Genomic DNA, 20,584 nt, shown 5'->3' with positions numbered 1-20,584 from the left:
ATATAGCAGTTAATATTAGCGATGTCATGCTGAGCCTGTCGAAGCATCTCCAAACAAATTAATTTTAAAATGAAAAAAATACTTTTAATTCTAAGCATTGTAATTTCAACATTCACATTTGCACAAAAAAAATCAACCTTATTCCTGATTGGTGACTCCACAATGTCGAATAAAGACAATCCTGACAGAAATCCTGAACACGGTTGGGGACAGGTATTAGGACAGTTTATGACCACCGGAATTGAAATTCAGAACCACGCTATGAACGGCAGAAGTTCAAAGAGTTTCAGAACAGAAGGAAGATGGGACAAAGTAGAAAAACAATTGAAAAAAGGGGATTTTGTTATCATTCAGTTTGGGCATAACGATCAGAAATTAAAAGATTCTACCAAATTTACCAATCCACATACGCAGTACAGAGCCAATCTGGAAAGATACGTGAATGAAACAAGAGCAAAAGGCGCAACACCGATTTTGATGACTTCCATTACAAGAAGAAACTTCAACGAAAACGGTGTTTTAATTGATACTCACACAGATTATCCATTAGTGGTAAGAATGGTTGCAGACGACATGAAAGTTGCTTTTGTTGATATGCAGTTACTGACCGAACAAATGGAAATTGCAGCTGGTCCGGAAAAATCGAAACTGTTGCATCTTCACTTTAAAGCCGGCGAAAACCCGTATTATGATAAGGACAAAGCTGATGATACCCATTTATCAAAATTAGGAGCAGAAACAGTTGCAAAACTGGCAACAAAATCTTTAAAAAATCTGAAGACAGGTCTGGAGAAATATATTAAATAAATTTCCTACAGATCGCACAGATTTCCACAAGTGAATTTTAAAAAAATCTGTAATCTTAAATTTTCAAGAGATAAGTAACACAAAGTTTGTCATTCAGAGCGAAACGAAGTGTAGCGTAGAATCTAAGCGATATTCCAATGCTTAGATTCCTCCGGAATGACAAAGTGTACGTTTTATTTAAGTAATTATTAAAATTCAAAAAACATAAAAATGAATTTCAAAAAAGAACCATTTTTCGACGGCAATTCCGAGTGGGAAGATTTAGGAGACGGTGTTTCCAGACAGTTTGTCGGATACAATTCTCAGGTAATGATGGTCATTGTAAAATTTGAAAAAGATGCTATCGGAACATTACACCAACATTTTCATTCACAAATTACATATGTAGCGGAAGGAAAATTTGAAGTAACCGTTGATAGAGAGGTTAAAATTTTACAACAAGGCGACGGATTTTTTGCCCAGCCAAATATTTTTCATGGTGTAAAATGTTTAGAAGCAGGAAAATTGATTGATGCTTTTACACCGTTTAGGGAAGATTTTTTGAAAGATTAAAATTTACAAAATCAAACCTCACAGGTTTTAAAAACCTATGAGGTTTATAATTTAGCCACCAATGAAAAAAGTATTTTTTTCACTCATCATCTTCCTTTTCAGTGAATTTTCCGCACAGGAAAAGCTGATGTTCTGGCCGAAAGGTGAAATGCCCAATTCAAAAATATTAGCTTCAAAAACCAAGAAAAAGAAAATCCTTGCAGAACTGAAAGAACCCGAACTTTTCGCATTTCTTCCTCCCATAAAAGAAAGAAAACAGATGTCAGTTATTATCATTCCAGGTGGCGGATATTCAAAACTGACTTACGATGAAGGCGCTTTTCAGATTGCCAAATGGATGAATACTCAGGGAATTTCTGCATTCGTTTTAAACTATAGATTGCCAACCTCTACCGATTTAATTCAAAGAGAAATTGCTCCGTTACAGGATATTCAGGCTGCGATTAAATACATTAGAAAAAATGCTGAAGAATGGCAGATTTCTTCAAATCTTCTGGGTGTTGTCGGAACTTCAGCGGGTGGACATTTAGCAACAAGCGTCAGCAATATTACGAAAGATTATACAGAATTAGAAGGCGATTGGAAAAGCATTTCTACGATTCCAGATTTTGCGGTTTTGTTTTGTCCGGTGATTGATTTTGGCGAATATGCTCACAAAGGAAGTCGTGAAAGTTTGCTTGGAGAAAATGCTTCCACAGAAAAAATCACGGAATATTCGATGCAAAACCGGGTGACTGAAAAAACACCGCCCACGATTTTGTTTCATAATCAGGATGATACTGCCGTTCCACCGATGAACAGCATTCTGTATTATAAAGCCATGACGAAAAATAAAGTGAAAGGTTCATTATTCATTTTTCCGAAAGGCGGACACCGTTTTTTTGTTACTGATAAAGATGCGCTGAGCGAAAACTGGAAAAAGCTGTGTGCAGACTGGCTTGAAACCATTAGTAATAAGTAATCGGTAATGAGTAATTTTAAATGCTTTAAGTATGTCACACTGGGCTTGTCGAAGTATTTTGCACCTCAAGAACAATATTTTATCTAAAAAGATTGCGCCATTGCGATTAACAAAAAAACAACAGCAACCAAATTGTTAAATCAATGAAAAATTTCATCCTAATTTTATCTATATTTCTTGGAATTCAAATTTCTGCCCAGCAAAAAATAACCGTCTGGCCGAAAGGTGAAATGCCCAATTCTAAAGGTTTAAAACTAAACACCATTGAAGAAAAAGAAGGCCGAATCACTCAGATTCAGGAAGCGGAACTGTTTGCGTTTCTTCCGGCAAAAGAAGAACGAAAACCGATGGCAATCATTGTGATTCCCGGCGGGGGTTACAGACATTTGACTTATGATTTGGGTGGATATTCTTACGCAAAATGGCTCAATACTTTAGGAATTTCAGCTTTTGTCCTGAATTACCGTTTGCCTACTTCTCCGGATTTAAAACAAAGAGAAATCGGTCCGTTACAGGATATTCAGGCTGCCATAAAATTAATCAGAAAAAATGCTTCTCAATATGGGATTTCGCCCGACCAAATCGGGGTTTTGGGAACTTCTGCAGGCGGACATCTAGCCGCAATGGCAAGTAATATTTCCACCGATTATACTGAATTAAAAGGCGATTGGCAAACAATTTCCACAGTGCCAAATTTTGCAATTTTAGTTTCCCCGGTCATTGACTTGGGTGAATTTGCGCATAAAGGAAGCCGGGATAATCTATTGGGAGAAAATGCTTCTGCAGAAAAAATCAAAGAATATTCCATGCAGAATCGGGTGACAGAAAAAACGCCGCCTACAATTTTATTCCATGCTCAAAACGATAATTCCGTTCCAGTCATCAACAGTATTTTGTATTATGAATCGATGATTAAAAATAAAGTAAAAGGTGCTCTGTTTATTTTTCCAAAAGGAGAACACAGTATCGGAATTTCCAACAAAACTGAACTGACAGATAACTGGAAAAAGATTTGTGCAGACTGGCTTAAAACTATTAGCAATAAGTAATTGGTAATGAGTCATATTAAAATATCACGTAAAGATTTTTATTTAAATCTAAAAATATATTTACCACAAAAGATTCAAAAGAAATTTCTAATAAAAATAGAAAATTCAAAAGTTTACAAAATGTAAAATTTTACTAATCGTTTTGCCAACGTTTGAACTACTAAAAACATTAAAAAATCTTCTGATGCTTTTGTGGTTAAAAAAACTCAAAAAAAATAAAAAATGCTAAAGAATATTCAATATAAAATCTTTTTACTGGCCTGCGGAACGGTTATTTCTGTTTCATCGTATGCTCAGCAAAATTTAAAATTAACTTATAATAAACCCGCGGAAAACTGGAATGAAGCTTTACCCATCGGAAACGGAAGATTGGGAGCAATGGTTTTTGGGGGTGCGATTCAGGAACATCTTCAGCTGAATGAAGAAACAATTTGGGCAGGAGAACCGGGAAATAATGTTCCGAAAAACACATTCGACAGCATACAGAAAATAAGAAAATTATTGAATGACGGTCAGTTCGAAGAAGCCCAAAATCTATCCAACAGAACCTATCCCAGAGCTGCTCCAAAAGATCTCAACTACGGAATGCCGTATCAGACGATGGGCGATTTGTTTTTAGATTTTAAAGGGCACGAAAATTTTAAAAATTATAAAAGGTCGTTAGATATCGAAAAAGCGGTAAGCACAGTCTCTTACGAGGTAAATGGTGTGACTTACAAGCGTGAAATTTTCTCATCGTTTGCTAATAATGTGGTCATGATTAAATTGTCGTCGAGCAAAAAAGGAAGCCTGAATTTTTCTATTAATGCCTCTACTCCACACAAAATCAATTCAATTTTTACAGATAAAAATCAACTGGTTATTAATGGAACAAGCGGTTCGGTGGACAATAAGATTGGAAAAATTAATTTTAAAACCGTCGCATTTCCAGTTTTAAAAGGCGGAGAATTAACCTCAACAAAGGATCAGCTGCATATCTCGGGAGCCGATGAAGTTGTGATCTATGTTTCGATTGCAACCAATTTCAAAAAATACAATGATCTTTCGGGAAATCAGGATACAAGAGTTACGGAACATTTAAATAAAGCCTTAAACAAAAAATATAATGATGAGCTAAAAAGCCATGTTGAAAATTACCAGAAATATTTCAACCGTGTCAGTTTAAATTTAGGAACGACAGATCAGGCGCAAAAAACAACCGATCTACGAATCAAAGAATTCGGAAGCTCAAGCGATCCGGATTTGGTGGCTCTGTATTTCCAGTTTGGGCGTTATCTTTTGATTTCTTCGTCGCAACAGGGAACTCAGCCCGCGAATCTTCAGGGAATCTGGAATTATCAGCTGAATCCGTCTTGGGATAGCAAATACACGGTCAATATTAATACAGAAATGAACTATTGGCCTGCAGAAAATACCAACCTCAGCGAAATGCACGAGCCTTTGTTTGATATGATTCAGGATTTATCGGTAACAGGACAAGAATCTGCCAAAGAAATGTATCACGCAAGAGGCTGGAATATGCATCACAACACCGATTTGTGGAGAATTACCGGAATTGTTGACGGCGGCTTTTATGGAATGTGGCCGATGGGTGGAGCCTGGTTGACGCAACATGTTTGGAACCATTATTTATACACCGGAGACAAGGAATTTTTAAAGAAAAATTATCAGATTTTAAAAGGTTGCACACTATTTTACTTAGATGTTCTTCAGCCTGATTCTTCGGGGAATTACTTGATAGTTTCGCCATCGATGTCACCGGAAAATACATATCAAAAAAGTGTTGGAATTACTGCAGGAACCACAATGGATAACCAGTTGGTTTTTGATGTGTTCAATAATTTTATTAATGCTTCCAAAATTTTAAATGAAGATAAAAACCTTTCTGATGATGTGAAAACAGCTTTGTCTAAACTTCCACCGATGCAGATCGGGCAATACGCTCAGTTGCAGGAATGGCTGAAAGATATGGACAAGACTAACGATAAGCACAGACATATTTCACATTTGTACGGACTGTTTCCTTCAGGACAGATTTCGCCGTTCAGAAATCCTGATTTAACGGAAGCTGCAAAAAATTCAATGACTTATCGTGGTGACAAATCAACAGGTTGGTCGATGGGATGGAAAGTGAATTGGTGGGCAAGATTACTTGACGGGAACCGTGCTTTTAAATTAATTTCAGATCAATTATCACCTGCTCCTACCGATAATAAAGGGGAATCCGGCGGAACGTATCCTAATCTTCTGGATGCACATCCGCCTTTCCAGATCGACGGAAATTTTGGCTGTACTTCAGGAATTGCAGAGATGCTTTTGCAAAGTTATGACGGTTATCTTTATCTTTTGCCTGCACTTCCTGATGCTTTACCAACCGGATCTGTAAAAGGTTTGAAAGCCAGAGGCGGTTTTGAAATCGATATGGACTGGAAAAATTCCAAGCTGACAAAACTAGTAGTAAAATCAACTTTGGGAGGAAATGCCAGAATCAGAACGGCGAAGGACATCCAATTTAAATCTAAAAGTAATTTAACTGAGGCGAATGGTGAAAACCCGAATGAATACTATCAGGTAAGTTTAATTAAAACGCCGTTAATTTCAGAAAAAGCAGAACTGAAAGGTTATCCGGTTCCGGAAACTCAGGTTTTTGATTTTGAAACGAAAAAAGGTGGAGTTTATACTTTTGAGGTAAAGTAGTTTTTAAATAATCTCAAATAATTATTTTTGTTCTTTTAAATTCATTATTAATGACAAAAAAAATCTTTTCATTCACATTCCTCCTAATAACATTTTGCTTTATTACAGCACAGACATCTACAGATTTAGAATCTACAAACCAAGTGACAAACACCGTTACCCAGACAGGAATCAGTCTGGGTTCTGTGATTGCTGTGGTAACCTCTTGGGATAGAAACAAATCTTTACTTTGGGCAATAATTCATGGAATTTTGGGCTGGCTTTACGTCATTTATTTTGCTGTGACCGATTTTTCAAAAAAATAACAAAAAAGAGTTTGACGTGAAATAATATTTCCCACAGATTCTTTTAGATTGGGCTAAACGTCGGAAGTGGCTGAAATAAACTTTTGCCACAAATGCACGAATATTTAGAGATGACTGAGCATAAAAATCTGTGTAAATCTGTTCCATCTGTGGTAGACAAAAAAATCCTGATGCTAATAATATCAGGATTACTTTTCACTTAAACCTCATAGGTTTTAAAAACCTATGAGGTTTAATATTTTATTGTGGCAATTTATTTTTCTTCAGCCACTTCTGGAAATCACTTTCTATCAATTTTGTTCCCGCTTCATTGTACCAGCTGTAGCCCATTCTACGCTCTTCGGAAACTTCTTCATAATTGAATTTCACACTTCCGTCACGATCACCAAAAATTGGTTTATTGGTCGGAATATCATAAAACCTCGCCCAAACTGACGAACCTTCTTTTTTACTCAAAGTACGGATGGCTTTTCCGCTTTCTCGTGAGACGGCATAAGTATAACCTTTAATTCTGCTTTCATCAAACCACTTTACCGCAGCTCTTATTGATTTTTCAATTTCAGGCGTTAAATTTTGTTTCATTAAGAACAAAATAATGTGCACCGATTCTCCGGTTGCTAAGGAAACAGGTTCGAAAGCTCTCGCTTTTTCAGGCTTTAAAGTCTTTTCATTGTATTGATCTGCCCAGATTGAGAGTTTACCATTTTGGATAACCTGAGTTTTAAGAATACATTGAAGACCTTTCTGAACGGCTATTTTTGATTTTTCCTTCAATTTTAAATCAACCACATCAAACCCTTCTTTTCCTTCCGCAATATTGTACAGAATATTTAATGCATTAATCATCGCATTATCATTATACGTTACTTGCTTTCTGTAAATCGCAGAGTTCGGAAAATATTGTGGGAAACCACCGTTTTCATACTGCATTGACAGCAAATATTCAATTCCTTTTTCTGCTGATTTTAAATATGCCGGATTTTTAGTCGTTTGATAGGCTTTAATTAAGCCATTGATTTCCTTTGAAGTTGCACTATTATCAATCGTAGCAAAATCATTATCTGTGGCTTTTATTATTTTTAAAAGCTTAGGATCTATTTTTTTTGTGTAATCCACGTTTTGCTTATCGCTTGTATGTTTCCCCCAACCTCCGTTCGGAAGCTGGTAAACCAGCATTTTTTCGGCCAAAGTATCTTTTACCTGCGCCGAAATTCCTGAAAATATCAGACAAAATACGGCAATTGAAAGTTTTGATTTAATCATTTTTAAAACTTATTTAACGATAATGAGTAAAGGATTGGCAACAATTTTTGCCTGTTTCTCCAAGATGTTCTCCCAATCTTTCTGAGTTTGAATCTGTCCGCTTTTCTGCCATGCAAAACCTGCGTAATAGGTCAGTTTTTTCTGAGGTTTCGTAACAACCAGCAAATTACTTTGGTCGGGAGTTTCAGATTTATGGGCAACAGATTTCTGCACAATTTTTGGATCGATTACAATTCCTTCTCCTACAAATGCATCATCAATTTTTTCCCAATGCAGATAATATCCGCCTTTATCATTCAGCTTGGTTTCGCCTTCATTTTTATGTAAAGTAATTCCGACCGTATAATTGGGAACTGGCTTTTCAGCTTCAAAAGTCGATTCAAACTTAGAAAAATTCGAACCCAAATCAAGAGAAATTCTTTTGGTTTCTTTCACTCCAAATTCACTCCACGGTGCATACGTCAGTTCAAAAACAGTTCTTAACGGACCTTCAGCCATCGTTTTAGAGCTTGTAAAATTTTTAGAAACCTGCAGTTTTTCGTCTTTCCAGATTCCGATCCCCCCTGTTCCACGGCTATCTCCAACGTGATAAGGATCGTAACCTTCGCCTCTCGTGTCTTTGTGATAATACATCGGATCAGTCAAATACCCTTTGTACCATTCATTAATGACCGATTTTTCGGTTCTTTTAAACCAAATATCGATACCACTCGAAAGTGTACTACCTTTCACTCCGGCTAAAGCTTCAGCCTGACCTTTTGGACCATACACTCTGAACGCAATTTTATCATTTTCCCAGGTGTAATCATCTACTCTTTCCGGAACAAGCCTTGAATATGTTGTTAATTTACTTTCAGGAATTGGTGTATTTGAATCAGCAATGATGGTGTAAGAATTGGTCTTTTTTGCATCTACTTTTGCCTGAAAAAGAAGTTCATCATTTTTTCCGTCGCCGTCATTATCGACCCACTGAATGACAAGGTTATTATTTTGAGCATCTTTAATTCTTAAATCTTCCGCTTTATTTTTTCCCAAAAACGATTTCAGCTGCACTTTTGAAAGAGAAACAATCTCATTTCTTGCAAAATCCTGAGTATTTTTCACCTGAATTGAAGTCTGTGCATTCAAAAAACTCGCACTAATGCAAACGATTGCACAACTTAATCCTGCTATTGACATTTTATTCATAAACATGAAATGTTATTTTCTCAAAAGTAAAAATATTCTTCTTATAATTTCATTTTTAAACCTTAAATCTTTCTTAAAAGAAAAATAACGAACCAACTCGGAGAAATTATTTAATTTTATCTAAAATTATTCCTATGAAAGAGAGCTCTGTATTCTATGAAAAACAAAGATTCAGACAATGGTGGCTTTGGCTGATTATCATTTTCGCCATCGGATTTACCGTTTATAATTACATTGAAAATAAACAGTATTTTTCCTCTGGTGAGTTGATTGCTTCATTTGCTGTGACAGCAATTGTATTTATTTTATTTTTCATCATTAAACTTGAAACAAAAATCGACGAACTTGGAATCAGAGTGCGACTTTTTCCGTTTCATTTACAGTTTAAATATTTTCCATGGAAAACTATTCAGAAAGCGTACATTAGAGAATATTCTCCAATCGGCGAATATGGAGGTTGGGGATTAAGAATCGGATTATTTGGAAAAGGAAAAGCGTACAACATTTCAGGAAATATCGGACTTCAGCTCGTCTTTAAAGACAGTAAAAAATTATTGATTGGAACGCAGAAATATGAAGAGATTAGGTTTTTTTTAGAGAAAATCAATAATATCCAAAGATGATGAATTTTGTAAATATAAATGATGATTTTTACTATTATATTACAAACTAAAATTTAACAGTATAATAGTGGTGTTTTTAAATTCCCAACTCTTTCCAGAATCATTTTCTACCTTTGTTGTATGAAGATCCTTGTTGTAGAAGACGAAAAAGAACTTTTAAAATCAATTCATGATTCTCTGATTCAGGAGCAGTTTCTTATCGAAACTGCAGAAAACTATCAGTCAGCCAGCGAAAAAATTGCGGTGTATTCGTACGACTGTATTTTACTGGATATCATGCTCCCCGGCGGAAATGGTCTGCAACTTCTCCAACAATTAAAAGACATGGGAAAATCGGAAAATGTTATCATTATTTCCGCAAAAGATTCTCTGGATGATAAACTAACAGGATTGGAACTCGGAGCCGACGATTATTTAACGAAACCCTTTCATAATGCCGAACTTAACGCTAGAATAAAAGCGGTTTTACGAAGAAAAAATCAGGATGGTAAAAACAGCATTGAACTGGCCAATACTGAACTGGACTTAACCGAAAGAATCTTTTTCGTCGATGGAGAAAAAATCACGCTGAACCGGAAAGAGTTTGACATTCTTCATTTTTTTCTCCTCAACAAAAAAAGACTGGTCACAAAAACCGCTTTGGCAGAACACGTTTGGGGCGACCACATTGATCAGGCAGATAATTTTGATTTCATCTATTATCAGATCAAAAACTTAAGAAAAAAACTTCAGCAATCCAACGCTGACATAGAAATAGAGGCGGTCTACGGAATCGGCTATAAATTAATTGAAAAATGAAGCTGCTCAACAAATCTATCCTTCATCTGATGGGCTACCTTTTACTGATCGTCAGTTTTTGGTCAGTCATTTTTTATTTTAATATGCTCGATGAAATCAAGGATAGTGTAGATGAAGAACTGGAAAATTACAAACGTCAGATTGTTTTTAAGGCTGAAAAAGACCCATCAATTCTCCAACAGAAGACTTTTGATGAAGGATTTTTCTCTGTGAATCCCATCAGCAAAAAAGAAGCACTCAATTTTAAAGATACGTACGAAGACACTGAAATTTATGCTCAGGATGCCGACGACGAAGCTCCTGAGCTTGAACCGGTAAGAATTCTTACTACCGTTTTTGAGCAGAATGGAAATTTTTATGAATTGAAAATTTTCAATAATATGGTCGAGGAAGATGACCTAGTTAAAGAACTTCTTTGGGATGCAGCAGGATTGTACGTTCTTCTGATTTTCAGTATTTTGATTCTAAATAATTTGGTATTACAGAGACTTTGGAAACCATTTTACGAACTTCTGCACGAATTGAAAAATTACCGTTTGGGAATCAGCAAAACTTTCCCTAAAGTGGAAACCAAAACTAAAGAATTCAGCGATTTACAGGATGCGGTAACAACTCTTCTACAATACAGCGAGAAAAGCTACGAACAGCAAAAGGAGTTTATTGGAAATGCTTCCCATGAACTTCAGACACCTTTAGCAATTGCTATCAATAAATTGGAATTATTAATTGAAAAAGAAGATTTCACAGAAAATCAAGCCGAAAAAATTGCCGAGATCATGGAAATTATTGAACGGTTGGTTCGTCTTAATAAATCTCTTCTTCTTCTCACTAAAATTGAAAATAAACAGTTTTTTGACAACCAGGAAGTTAAAGTGAATGATATTGTCCGAAAAAACATAGACGATTTACAAGATATTGCAGATTTTAAACAAGTTGAAATTCATTTCACCGAAAATAATGAGCTTTCAGTAAATGCCGATACTGCATTAATGAATATTGTGATCTCCAATCTGTTGCGAAATGCGATTTTTCATAATATAAAATCCGGAAAAGTGGAGATTATCGTTGATTCAAAAAAATTGAGCGTTCTCAATACTGGAGCTGAAAAATCTTTAAATCAAGAGAAAATTTTCACGCGATTTCAAAAATCTGAAGAACATCAATCAGGAAGCGGTTTAGGATTGGCGATTGTAAAAGCGATTGCAGAATTATATGATTTTTCGGTTTGGTATGATTTTAAAAACGGAATGCACAAATTTTCAGTGAATTTTTAATGATCATTAATTATTTTTTAATTTGAAAACCTTTAAAGATAGCGCTCCTCCGAAGCGAAACTTTTTTAATAATGTCTTTCTACACAGATATTATTCTTTTGGAGCAACTTGTTTAAGATTTTTCTCGCAGATTTTTCAAATTACGCAGATAAATTTTTTTTAATCTGTAACTCAGTTTTGAGTTTATCAAAAACTTACTTTTTACTTTTTACTTTTTACTTTTTACTTTTTACTTTTTACTTTTACTTTTTACTTTAAAGAAAATTCCCGTTTCTTTCCAGATTTCTTCCAAAAATTTTCCCGATTCGTACTGTTGATTTGCAGTATGAAAACAACGAAACGAATCTTATTAGCAGGAATTATTACCTTTTTAGGAAATTTTTCAGCAGTGGCTCAAACCCAGTCAAACCCTGTAAAAGTTTCTCATGCTGAACCCATTTTTCAGGATTTGGTGAGAGATCTCGGAGCCAGAAAAGGTGAAAAAGAATTCAATTTGGGAGCCGATTTTTCAGGCGGAAAAAATTACAGAGAAAACGGATTTTTAGCAGAATACGAATTCGCTCCTATCAATAGATTAGGTCTTGAGGTAGAAACAGATTTTTCGTTTTTCAGTCCAAAAAAAGGTTCTTCTAAAGAGCAAATCCCTGGAAACCGTTTGGATGGAATCAGATTTTCGGCACAATACACATTTTTCGTTTCAGAAAAGGCTAAAACTTCGATGGCAATTGGCTATACACAAGTAGTAGAATTCAATGATTTTAAAAATTACGGAAAAGGAAAATTCATTACAGGTTTGGTGTACAGTCCGTTTTTTGTGGCAGCAAAAAAGTGGGGTTCAAATATTCATACATTGGTTTATACCTATCCAAAAATTCAGCATGAATTTGGCGAAAGCGGAACTCCTGTAGATTGGGAAATCAATAGCTCAGTGATGTATTCTTTACCCAATTCAGGTCATTTTATCGGAATGGAAGTTAACAAGGAAATCAGTCACGGGAAAATGTTAGTCACGCTTCGTCCACAGGCTAAAATTAAACTGGATTCTCATTTTGCTGTAGGCATCGTTACTGGAATTCCGCTTTCACATCAGGATGAAGGTATTTCTTCTTTCTTTAGATTGGTGTATGAGCCTTAATATTTATTGAGTTTTTTTATCTCTCGCTGATCACGCTGATTTTTTCAATTATTGATCTGCACAATCTGTTTAATCTGCGGGAGTCGAATCTTTACATTCAATCGAATTATCTCAAATCCTTCTTAATCACCAAATATTTCAAATCCGTTGTTCCCGCATTACTGATGCCATGTTCAGAATTCGGCGGACAATACAGACTCGTATTCGAACCTACTACTTTCGTTTTCCCATCAAGATAAAAGGTCGCTTTTCCTTCCAGAATGTAAAAAAATTCTTCTTCCGGATGACGATGAGGAGCGTGCGTTGATTTTCCCGGCTCGACAATGCTCATTTTTAAGGTATTTTCTTCAGTAAAATTTTTATCGCCAAACCAATATTGATAGCCAACATTGGTCTTTTTTGCTTTTGTTAAATCAAATTCGTTGACACAGTTTTCGATGGTATAATTAATTGGTTCTTTGCTTTTCTGTGCATTTATCGTTTGTTGAAACAAAATGCACATTGATATTGCTGTTATATATTTTAGTATTTCCATAGTATGTAATGATATGAAAAAAATTGGTTAAACGCAATGACGCAAGATTTTTCTTTATCACTTCAAACTTTAAGGCGCAATGATTTTATCAGAGATAAAATTTAAACTCGCAAAGGTTTTGCAGATAAAACGGATTCTAAAATCTGCTAAATCTGTTTAATCAGCGAGAAACAAATTCTTAAGAAATTTATTTTTCTTAATTAAACTTCAAAACTTACTTAATCTTAATGGTCTTAAAATTTTAAAAATTTATTTTAAAGTTTGTTCCCAAATGTTTCCAGAATTGTGTCGGAAATTAGCTGTATAAATATTTACATTATGAAAAATTTAATATTAACAATCAGCATTTTAAGTTTAAGTTTCAACCAGATTTCAGCACAGAATATTCATCAGAGTGAAGTTCCGTCAGTGATTTTAAATCACTTTCAAAAAACCTTCTCGAAAGCTTCAGATATCGAATGGGAAATCAAAGGAAATCTTTATGAAGTGGAATTTGAAACCGGGTTTTTAGGCGATGATCACAAAGTTTTGTATTCGAAAGATGGGAAACTGGTAAGACATGAAGAAGAAATCTCAAAAAATAATCTTCCAAAAACGGTTTTAGCCTCTATTAAAAAATCATTTAACGGTTACAGAACCGATGACATCAAAAAAATTACAGAAGCCGGAAAAGTAATCTATCAAATTGAGCTAAAAAATTATTCTCAGGAATGGAAAGTAATTTTTGACGCTCAGGGAAGAATTTTACAGAAAAAGGAAGATTAAGATGTTTTTCACTTGAGATTGAAGAACTTTGTATATTTGCTAGTGTATTAATTTTTTACTCAGATTTTTTCATGAAGCTTTTTCAATTCTTAAATAAAAACAAGGAAACAAAGTTTCAGTGTCTTTGCTGCGGTCAGATTTATGACGAAATACCACTAACTTTTGGCAGTGAATTTCCTTCATACTATTTTACAATTCCTGAGAATGAAATAAGCGAACGTGTAGAATATGAAAAAAGTCTATGTATAATCGATGATCATTTTTTCCATCGGGTTAGGCTCGCAATTCCTGTTTTAGATTATTCAGAAAATTTGAATTTTGATATCTGGGTTACAATTAGTGAAGAAAATTTCATTAAAAGAAATGAAAATTGGAATGATGAAGAAAGAATACATTTAGAACCATATTTTGGGTATCTACAAAACGAAATTTTCGGGTATCAAAACACTTTAAATTTACATACGGTTTCTATAGAAAATAAACCCGGAATTATTCCAAATGTTCAAGTTATTGATGACAGTCATCAGCTTTACAGCGATCAAAAGAATGGAATTAGTTTAGAAAAAGCAAAAAGTATTGTTCAGAATATTTTGAAAATTCATCATAATTAAACTTTATAATTATCTTTTCTGATTGTCTGCAATATGCTATTTTTAAATGCTGTTTGCTGTAATTATGATTATTTTTAACCACAACGTGCACTAAAGATTTCACAAAGCTCACAACTATTGTGTTCCTTGTGAAATCTTTAGTGCTCTTCGTGGTTAAAATCCCAGTTTGACAAATAACGGATATCCAATTTATCTTTTTCTATAATCTAATTTCCTCCTTTACGCCAAACCATTTTGTGATTATCACTTTTATTTCTAAATTGCATTTTCTCACAAGAAAGAGAGTGATCATCACAAAATACACTTATGAATCAGATTATTCCGTTTGACTTACAAATACAGCACAGCCCTTATTTCAACTATACTTTTTGCCTTAATCAGCTTCCGTTTTTGCAGAGCATTTCTTTTAAAGAGGTGACCGAAGATTTTGAAAATCTGAATCTTCAGATTACTTCTTCATTAGGTTTGTTCGAAAAATACGATGTTTACATTGATAAAATCAGACAGAATTCTCTATATAAAATATCCCTTTTCAGTTTTGTTTTTAATCATTCTTTGCTTAAAAATTTAACCGAGAAAGATTTAGATCAGATAAAAATTCAGGTTTTTAAGAACGGAGAATCGATTTATGAGAAAAGTTTCAGCATCGACGTTTTGCCAATAGATTATTTTGGCGGATTGCAGTCTCATCCGCCACTTTTGGCTTCATATGTTCTTTCAAACAACACTTCTTTGTACAAAATCAAAGCGGATGCGATTGATATTTTAGCCAGAAATAAACTGACGGCATCGTTTGAAGGCTATCAGCAAAAAAGCAAGGAAAGAGTTTTGCAGATGGTTTCCGCAATTTACAAATCCATTCAAAACCTGGAATTGATCTACAGCGCAATGCCTCCAAGTTTTGAAAAATACGGACAGAAAATCAGGCTTGTGGATACTGTTTTAGAAACAAAATTCGGAAACTGTATTGATATTTCTCTGCTTTTTGCGGCGTGTTTGGAAGCGATTGATTTAAATCCAATTATTGTGGTTACTGAAGGTCATGCTTTTGTGGGAGTCTGGCTCGATGATCAACGGTTTGACGGAATGATTAATTTTGACCAAGCCGCCATTTCCAAAAGAATTGCTTCAGGAATTAAGGAAATTGCTCTTATTGAATCGACAAGTCTTTGCAAAGGAAACCAAATTTCATTCAAAGATGCGATGAATTCTGCAGAAACTCAGTTGATGGATTCTTCACGTTTTCTTCTTTCATTAGACATCAAAAATGCAAGATCAGCGGGAATTTCTCCTCTCCCACTTCTGAAAAATGACACTATTAAAAATCAGAATTTTGATTCTATAAAAAATTCCACAGAACTGGATCAGGATTTCGATTTGGGAACGCAATACGACGATCTCGAACTGACTGATTTTTCAAATTTAACCAAGCAAAAAGTCTGGGAAAGAAAACTATTGGATTTATCACTCAGAAACAATTTGCTCAATCTGCGGTTTACCGAAAGTATGTTGCAGCTGGTTGATATTAAAACAAATGTTCTTGAAGATCATTTAGCCGACGGAAAATCTTTTACAATTCTTCCCGACAATAATCAGGCGATTCTCAGAAAATATAATCTGTACGGCGAACCATTACATTCATCGCAACCGCTTTTCAAGTTGGCGGAAGATGAGTTTAAATACAACCGATTGTTGACGTATTATCATCAGGATGATCTGGATAACATTCTTACCAACCTTTACCGAAGTGCAAAATTAGCCGAAGAAGAAAACGGAAAAAGCACATTGTATTTGGGAATCGGACTTTTAAGATGGTTTGAGCCAAAAAATAAAGATGTTCCTAGACTCGCTCCCATTTTATTGGTTCCGGTTGAACTTTCGAGAAAATCTGTCAATTCTAAATTCACACTTCGAAGTCGTGAAGAAGAAACGATGATCAACATTACACTGCTTGAATATTTAAAACAGGAATTCAAACTCAATATCAACAGTCTTGAAAATCTTCCGATGGATGAATCCGGCGTTGATGTTCCGAAAGTTTTGGCAATTATCCGAAATGCAGTGCTTAATCTCGAAGGCTGGGACGTTCTGGAACAGTTGGTGTTGGGAATTTTCTCGTTTAATAAACTTATTCTTTGGCAGGATATTTCGAAATATTCAGAAGAAATTCAGAAATCGTCGATTGTAAAAAGTCTCATTGACGGACGATTAACCGGAACTTTAGAAAGTGTACAAAATGACGCTCAAAGTTTAGAAAATATCTCGGCTTCAGAATTGGTTTTGCCGATTTCAACCGATAATTCTCAGCTAAATGCCGTAAAAAATGCCAATCTCAACAAAAGTTTTATCCTTCACGGACCTCCCGGAACCGGGAAATCGCAGACCATCACCAACATCATCGCCGATGCTTTGTCTAATGATAAGAAAGTACTTTTCGTAGCCGCCAAAAAAGCCGCTTTGGATGTGGTTCACCACCGTCTGGAAAATATTGGTTTGGGTGCATTTTGCTTAGAATTACATTCCAATAAGTCTAAAAAATCGGATGTTCTAAAACAGTTTGAAAGAACTTTGGAAGTTCCGAAATATAAAATCAATGCCGATTATCACGAAGAAGCAAAACGCCTCGACGAACGAAGAAAAGAGCTCGGAAAATATGTGAATGAACTGCACCAGAAATTCCCGATCGGTTGGAGTTTGTTTGATACAATTGCTTTTTTGGAAACCAATCATGTAAAAGCAGATGAACGTTTTCACATCAATTTTCCTTTGGAAAGTGCCGATGTATTCAATTGGAATCAGTGGAAAGACTGGTTGATTCCATTTGCATCGATTGTGAAAAAAATCGGGCAGCCTTCCCTTCACGCTTTACGGCCTATAAAAACTTCAATGCATCAGTTTGAAAATAAAAATCTGATCCTTTCAGCAATTTCTCAGTTTAATGAAAAGAAAAATTTAGCTGAACAGGTGAAAAATCAGTATCAGTTAAATCATGTTTCCAATTCAAACAGCATTGAAATTCTTGAATATTTAAACGAAAATCCTGTAAAATCGACTTTAATTGATTTGGTTTTTAACGAAGGTCAGTTGAATTTGTTTAAAAACTGGATGAGTCAGCAAACACAATTTCAAGAAATTGAAAATCAAATTACGGCGAGTTTCAATTCTTCCATTTTAACTCTAGATTTTGCTTCATTAAAATTAATCTGGAATCAGGCGAAACACACGTGGTTTATACCGAAATGGTTTAAACAGAGAAAAGTGAAGCAACAACTGAACGGTTATGCGAAATCGGGAATTGAATCTGATGTGCAGATTGACGGACTTTTTGAAAAGCTTGAAAATTATCATCAGCTTAAAAATCAGTTAAACAATCTTCATTACAACTCACTTTCATCAGTAACAAACCTTTATTTTAATGGGAATTCGTTTGATATTTCTGCAATTGAAAAGGATTTAAAAACTATTGAAAACACTAAAGATTTAGCTCAGAAAATTTCGATTCAAAATTTCCCGGATTGGCTGAAAGATTTTTCATTAAAACAGAATAATAATCAGCAGATTTCTGTAACTGTTGAAACATTGAAAGATTTTGACAATGCAGAAAATAACCTTTTGGAATTTGTGCATGAAGTTCCAAACAACGCAGATTTACAAACCGTTGTACAGAATATTCATCAGCTGGAAGACTGGATTAATTTTAACAGTTTAAAAGAAAAAGCTCAGGATTTAAACTTACACTGGTTCATCGATTTCCTTGAAAAAGGCTGGCTCGATACCGAATCTATCGAATTGGAATTTGAAAAAATCATCCATCTCAACTTATTTATCAAAACGATTTACGGTTCAACAACGTTAAACGGTTTTGATGCCAATATTTACGAATCTCAGATTCAGCAGTATAAAAATTTGCACAAAGAATTTACCGAGCTGGCAAAAAATCAGCTGACGATGAAGCTCAGCGACCGCATTCCGAATTTTTCTCAGGAAGCCGTTCAAAGCTCAGAAATCGGGATTTTGCAGAAAGCGATTCGAAATAAAGGTCGAGGTTTATCCATCAGAAAATTATTTGACCAGATTCCGACTTTGATTCCGATATTGAAACCTTGTATGTTGATGAGTCCGATTTCGGTGGCGCAGTATTTTGATGTGAATGAAGAGCATTTTGATTTGGTAATTTTCGATGAAGCATCGCAGTTACCGACTTCTGAAGCAGTGAGTGCTTTGGCGAGAGCAAAACAGGCGATTATTGTGGGCGATCCGAAACAGATGCCACCGACAAGTTTTTTTGCTTCCCAAAAAGTGGATGAAGAAAATTTTGAACTGGAAGATTTAGAAAGTATTCTGGATGACTGTCTTGCCCTTTCAATTCCGTCAAATTATTTGCTGAGACATTACCGAAGCAAGCATGAAAGTTTAATTTCTTTTTCGAACGCTCATTTTTACGATAATAAATTACTAACATTCCCTTCTCCAGACGATTTGAACAGGAAGGTAACCTTTGAATTTATTGACGGATTTTATGACAAAGGAAAGACGAGAACCAACAAAAATGAAGCGGAAGCGATTATTAAATACATCAAAAATCATCTTGAAAGAAAAGACAAAAAGTCGATTGGTGTGGTGACTTTCAGCCAGACCCAACAAAGTTTGATTGAAGACTTATTACAGAAATTATTTCAGGATAATCCGCATTTGGAAGAGTTTATGATTAATTCTGAAGAACCTATTTTCATTAAAAATCTTGAAAATGTACAGGGTGACGAACGCGACATTATTCTGTTTTCAATTGGTTACGGACCCGACGAAGACGGAAAAGTTTCGATGAATTTCGGTCCGCTCAATCGTGACGGAGGTTGGAGAAGATTAAACGTAGCTGTAACAAGAGCCCGATACGAAATGAAAGTTTTTTCTTCGTTAAAAGGTGATCAAATTGACATGAACAGAACGAGTTCGGAAGGTGTTTTGGGATTAAAAAACTTTTTGAATTTCTCTGAAAAAGGTTTGGTTTATCAAAGTGCAAATTCCAATATGAATCAGCAGAAACTGATGATTAATTCGATTGCGAAAACACTGGAAGAAAACGGTTTAAAAATTAAAACCAACATCGGAAGTTCGGAATATAAAATTGACATCGGAATTATTAATCCTGAAAATGAAAGTGAATATTTGTTGGCAATTTTGATTGACAGTGAAAATTATTTCAACATCAATACAACCAATGATCGAGAACTGCTTGTTCCGAATGTTTTGAAAGGTTTGGGCTGGAATGTTTTCAGAATCTGGACATTGGATTGGATTAAAAATAAAGAAAAAACTGTCACAGAAATTCAGACTGAAATTGAAAAAATAAAAACTCAGGTAAAAGAAAAAGCTGAAGAAATTAAGGAAATTTACACGCAGGAAAAATCTTTTTTGAGTGAAGTTTCGGAGGTAGAAAAACCGACGAAAATGATTCCTTACGTTGCCGCAGAATTAACACCTGAAATAAATGCCAATTCGGAAACGATTTATTCTTTTGAAAATAAACAGGTTCTTTTAAATCAGATTAAAACAATCATTGATACGGAATCTCCGATCAGCCAGAATGCTTTGTTCAGGAAGATTCTCAAGCTTTGGAACGCGTCGAGAGCCGGCGGAAAACTAAATACGTATCTTTTGGAAACATTGAATTCCATCCCGAATATTCAAACCATAGAAAGTTATCAGAAATTTTACTGGAGCGAAAATTCACAGCCTCAAAATCTCGATTTTTATCGTGATAATTCTGAAGAAAAAAGGCTGATTGATGAGATTGCGCCTGAAGAAATTTCGGTAGCGATTATGGAAATCATGCATTTGAGCTTGAGTTTGAATAAAGAGGAATTGATCCGTACGGTTTGCAAAACATTTGGGTTTACGAAAGTGGGTTCGCAGATTGAGGCGGTAGTGAAATTTTGTGTGGAGGAATTGGTTGGGAAAGGTTTGTTGAAGGAAGTCGATGAAAGGATTGTTTTAGCATAATTATTAAACTACATGGAATAT

At 35.0% G+C, this 20,584-nt stretch carries 16 protein-coding genes; 13 read left to right on the top strand and 3 right to left on the bottom strand.

The genetic code is table 11. The annotated features are described in order from the left end of the window. Positions 1-69: 69 nt before the first annotated feature. The 6 genes from BM371_RS09755 to BM371_RS09730 all read left to right on the top strand — a co-directional run bounded on the left by BM371_RS09755 (position 70) and on the right by BM371_RS09730 (position 6,371). Positions 70-807, top strand: a complete 738-nt coding sequence (locus BM371_RS09755; protein WP_034673846.1) for a rhamnogalacturonan acetylesterase — start codon at positions 70-72, stop codon at positions 805-807. A 210-nt stretch (positions 808-1,017) separates the two neighbouring features. Beyond that, complete coding sequence (locus tag BM371_RS09750) at positions 1,018-1,359, top strand: cupin domain-containing protein (RefSeq protein ID WP_034673844.1); 342 nt, start codon at positions 1,018-1,020, stop codon at positions 1,357-1,359. Positions 1,360-1,420: 61 nt separating this feature from the next. Continuing rightward, positions 1,421-2,320 carry an alpha/beta hydrolase gene (locus tag BM371_RS09745; RefSeq protein WP_034673842.1) on the top strand — a complete coding sequence of 300 codons (900 nt, stop codon included), beginning with the start codon at positions 1,421-1,423 and terminating at the stop codon, positions 2,318-2,320. A 143-nt stretch (positions 2,321-2,463) separates the two neighbouring features. Next, complete coding sequence (locus BM371_RS09740; protein ID WP_034673839.1) at positions 2,464-3,369, top strand: alpha/beta hydrolase; 906 nt, start codon at positions 2,464-2,466, stop codon at positions 3,367-3,369. Positions 3,370-3,591: 222 nt separating this feature from the next. After that, entirely contained in the window at positions 3,592-6,066 is a 2,475-nt protein-coding gene (locus tag BM371_RS09735; RefSeq protein ID WP_034673837.1) for a glycoside hydrolase family 95 protein, read from the top strand. A gap of 50 nt (positions 6,067-6,116) precedes the next feature. After that, positions 6,117-6,371: a hypothetical protein gene (locus tag BM371_RS09730; protein WP_034673835.1), complete on the top strand. Its 255-nt coding sequence runs from the start codon at positions 6,117-6,119 to the stop codon at positions 6,369-6,371. Between the two features lie 240 nt (positions 6,372-6,611). Here BM371_RS09730 and pelA read toward each other — a convergent pair whose 3' ends face one another. Both pelA and BM371_RS09720 read right to left on the bottom strand, forming a co-directional pair. After that, entirely contained in the window at positions 6,612-7,634 is a 1,023-nt protein-coding gene (gene pelA, locus BM371_RS09725; protein WP_228376706.1) for a pectate lyase, read from the bottom strand. A gap of 9 nt (positions 7,635-7,643) precedes the next feature. After that, a complete protein-coding gene (locus BM371_RS09720) occupies positions 7,644-8,822 on the bottom strand; it encodes a DUF4861 family protein (RefSeq protein ID WP_034673833.1) in 1,179 nt (392 codons plus the stop codon). Positions 8,823-8,956: 134 nt separating this feature from the next. On the opposite strand from BM371_RS09720, the gene BM371_RS09715 reads away from it, so the two are divergent. The 4 genes from BM371_RS09715 (at position 8,957) to BM371_RS09700 (ending at position 12,652) form a co-directional block, all read left to right on the top strand. After that, complete coding sequence (locus BM371_RS09715; protein ID WP_034673832.1) at positions 8,957-9,445, top strand: hypothetical protein; 489 nt, start codon at positions 8,957-8,959, stop codon at positions 9,443-9,445. A 120-nt stretch (positions 9,446-9,565) separates the two neighbouring features. After that, positions 9,566-10,243 (top strand): response regulator transcription factor, encoded by a 678-nt coding sequence (locus BM371_RS09710; protein ID WP_034673830.1) that lies wholly within the window; start codon positions 9,566-9,568, stop codon positions 10,241-10,243. Further along, a complete protein-coding gene (locus tag BM371_RS09705) occupies positions 10,240-11,517 on the top strand; it encodes a sensor histidine kinase (RefSeq protein ID WP_034673828.1) in 1,278 nt (425 codons plus the stop codon). The genes BM371_RS09710 and BM371_RS09705 overlap by 4 nt, the downstream gene beginning before the upstream one ends. Before the next feature lie 325 nt (positions 11,518-11,842). After that, complete coding sequence (locus BM371_RS09700) at positions 11,843-12,652, top strand: HAEPLYID family protein (protein ID WP_034673826.1); 810 nt, start codon at positions 11,843-11,845, stop codon at positions 12,650-12,652. Positions 12,653-12,758: 106 nt separating this feature from the next. Here the strand turns inward: BM371_RS09700 and BM371_RS09695 are convergent, their stop codons facing one another. Continuing rightward, positions 12,759-13,187, bottom strand: a complete 429-nt coding sequence (locus tag BM371_RS09695; RefSeq protein WP_034673824.1) for a cupin domain-containing protein — start codon at positions 13,185-13,187, stop codon at positions 12,759-12,761. 318 nt (positions 13,188-13,505) lie between these two features. Between BM371_RS09695 and BM371_RS09690 the strand changes: the two genes are divergently transcribed. The 3 genes from BM371_RS09690 (at position 13,506) to BM371_RS09680 (ending at position 20,563) form a co-directional block, all read left to right on the top strand. Further along, the gene (locus tag BM371_RS09690; protein ID WP_034673820.1) at positions 13,506-13,952 is read left to right on the top strand and encodes a PepSY-like domain-containing protein; all 447 of its coding nucleotides are present in this window, start codon (positions 13,506-13,508) and stop codon (positions 13,950-13,952) included. 71 nt (positions 13,953-14,023) lie between these two features. Continuing rightward, positions 14,024-14,563 carry a DUF2199 domain-containing protein gene (locus tag BM371_RS09685; RefSeq protein WP_034673818.1) on the top strand — a complete coding sequence of 180 codons (540 nt, stop codon included), beginning with the start codon at positions 14,024-14,026 and terminating at the stop codon, positions 14,561-14,563. A gap of 306 nt (positions 14,564-14,869) precedes the next feature. Next, positions 14,870-20,563 (top strand): DUF3320 domain-containing protein, encoded by a 5,694-nt coding sequence (locus BM371_RS09680; RefSeq protein ID WP_051882597.1) that lies wholly within the window; start codon positions 14,870-14,872, stop codon positions 20,561-20,563. Positions 20,564-20,584 lie beyond the last annotated feature (21 nt).

This window comes from Chryseobacterium formosense (assembly GCF_900116415.1).
Taxonomy (GTDB): domain Bacteria; phylum Bacteroidota; class Bacteroidia; order Flavobacteriales; family Weeksellaceae; genus Chryseobacterium; species Chryseobacterium formosense.
This window is presented reverse-complemented; position numbering and strand designations above follow the sequence as displayed.